Here is a 2,583-nt window from a genome sequence, read left to right as displayed (position 1 = left end):
CGAGGCGCTGCAGCAGGTCAGTCCCTTCCTGGATGCCGCCAACGTAGACCTGAAGGCCTATAGCGACGAATTTTACAAACGACAGTGCGGCGCCCGTCTGGATCCGGTGAAGGAAACCCTGCGGCGAATGAAAAGTCTGAAGATCTGGGTGGAAGTCACCACCCTGGTCATTCCTGGGCTTAACGACGACCCCGGGGAACTGTCGCGGCTGGCAACCTTTATCGCCACGGATCTGGGCGTCGAAACCCCCTGGCACGTGAGCCGTTTTCACCCCACTTACCAATTGACGGATCGAGGCGCGACGCCGGTGGAAACCCCCATACAGGCCAGAGACATCGGGATGACCGCCGGGCTGAAGTATGTCTACACAGGCAACATTCCCGGGCAGGGCGGCGAAGACACGATCTGTCCCGGTTGCAGGCAAACCGTTATCGCCCGCCGGGGGTTTCATATCATGGACAACCGGGTGCGAAAAGGCCGATGCAGCGGCTGCGGAACCGTCATAGCGGGTGTCCATATGTGAACGCCAGACTTTCCCATGGCGCGAAATGAAGCGGCATGCTTTTCATGTGGGAGTAGTTGTGGGACTGTCATTTTGATCTGATTTCATAATATCGTCGTCCCTTGCTGGAGAATACAGATATGAGGCGTTAAGATAATTAAGGTGGCAAGGCTAGAGGGAGGAAGCCGTATTGTAATCCTGCGACGACCGATAACGCAGTCCACATTAATTTTCTTAACGCCGGCTAGGACTAAAATATGTCAACCATCGGGCAGCTTAATCTGGATCATCTGGTCGGCCAGCAGGTAGGCACCTCCGTGCTGCTCAAGAAGATCGGGCATGGCGCCATGTCCGCCGTTTTCGTGGCTTTCCAGAAAACCCTTAAACGGCAGATTGCCGTCAAGGTCCTTCCCAAATCCCTGATGACGGAAAAAACCGCTGCTTTTTTTCAACAGGAGGCCGAATCGGCAGCCATCCTGATGCACCCCCACATCATTCCTGTTTACGAAGTGGGCGAAACGGAAGAATTCCTCTTTTTTACCATGCAACTGGTCAAGGGCAACGAATTGTCTTACTTCATCCGCCGAACCCGGAAGAATATCGTGCCCTCCAAGCGGTTTATGCCGCTGCCGACCATTCTTTCCCTGATGCTGAAAATTCTCGATGGCCTGGCGTATGCCCATGACAACGACATCGTGCACCGGGATATCAAGCCGGACAACGTCATGATCGAAACGCATTCCAAGCGGCCGCTGATCACGGATTTCGGTGTGGCCCGGGTTTCGCGAACCACGAGCAAAAGCGACCGGCTGCTGTTGGGTACACCGATATATATTGCACCGGAGCAGATTCTGTCGGGCACCGTCGACGGTCGTGCGGACATGTACAGCGCCGGCGTAATGATGCTCGAAATGCTCATGTCCACGCTTCCCTACCCGCCTTACCAGACGGCCATGGACCTGCTCAAGATGAAGCTCGCCTTGAAAGACCGGATCTTCCGGCAGCGACCATCCGAGGTCCATCCCATGGCCAACCGAACCTTGGATGACATCCTGTTCAAGGCCTTGGCCTTTGACCGGGATCAGCGCTACCCATCCTGTCATGAGTTTGCATCGGAACTGGAACGCTTTTCGAAAAAATTGATGACATCATCTTCAGCCAGATGAGGACGCCATGCCACTAGACGCCGCCACCAAAAACCAGCTATCCCAATTCGGACGAACCGTTGCCCTGCTGTTCAATCGCTCCATGATGTATCAGCCCAACCACCCGTTTGTGGAACAGTCCATCGACATGTTCTATAACGGTGCCCTCAACCTGTTGAATATCATCTCGCCCTTGGTGTTTATTCTCAATCGCGATGAGTTTTTCGTGGATGAAGAGCCACTGGATGCCCGCCTCAATGTGGGACGCCTGGTGATGCTGTTTAAAAATAACGGCATTCAGTCCATCTCCATTGAACCGGGTCTCGAAAAACGGGAGATCAAGGTGTTCCTGGAGGTGTTCGGCAACATCACCAAATATAGCGGCGCCGAGGGATTCAAAAAAGCCATCTTTGCCCGGGGGGTATCCAGCATCAAGGTTAACCACGTACGGTTTAAAAAAGTGACCGACGATGACGAGGTGATTTCCCGTGATGCGCTGAAAGATCTGACCCCCCAGATGATGGCCGCCGAAGACGAAGCCAAGACCCGCAAGATGTTCATGGACACGCTGCTGGAGAGCGTGCTCACCGAAGAGTTCGCCAAAACCCTCAACATCGAATCCCTCATGGCCAATCCGGGCGCGGTGTCAAAGAACATGATCCAGGCGGACCTGGAGAGTGTTTCAGCAGCGGGCAGCGGCGCGGGCTCGGGTGGCGGCAGCGGTAGCGGTGATGCTGCCGGCGGCGCAGGTGAAGGACTCGGGACTGGAGATGGCGGCGGGTCGGGTGCAGGTGGGGCCGGTGACGGCGCCGATGGAACGGGAACCGGAGGAACGGGAACCGGAGGAACGGGAACCGGAGGAACGGGAACCGGAGGAACGGGAACCGGAGGAACGGGAACCGGAGGAACGGGAACCGGAGGAACGGGAACCGGAGG

2 protein-coding genes and 1 pseudogene are annotated in these 2,583 nt (G+C 56.0%); all 3 read left to right on the top strand.

The genetic code is table 11. The features are described from left to right. Positions 1-523, top strand: a pseudogene (locus tag ABYV26_RS24315) (radical SAM protein); the annotation flags it as partial. Positions 524-759: 236 nt separating this feature from the next. Next, on the top strand, positions 760-1,668 hold the full coding sequence (locus ABYV26_RS24310; RefSeq protein ID WP_372683934.1) for a serine/threonine-protein kinase: 909 nt from the start codon (positions 760-762) through the stop codon (positions 1,666-1,668). Between the two features lie 7 nt (positions 1,669-1,675). Next, the coding region (locus tag ABYV26_RS24305) for a hypothetical protein (protein ID WP_372683933.1) at positions 1,676-2,583 on the top strand (908 nt) is incomplete at its 3' end.

This window comes from Desulfosarcina sp. (genome assembly GCF_041551955.1).
In the GTDB taxonomy this organism is placed as follows: Bacteria; Desulfobacterota; Desulfobacteria; order Desulfobacterales; family Desulfosarcinaceae; genus Desulfosarcina.
The sequence above is the reverse complement of the archived record's forward strand: the minus strand, read 5'-3'. Positions and strand labels throughout refer to the sequence as shown.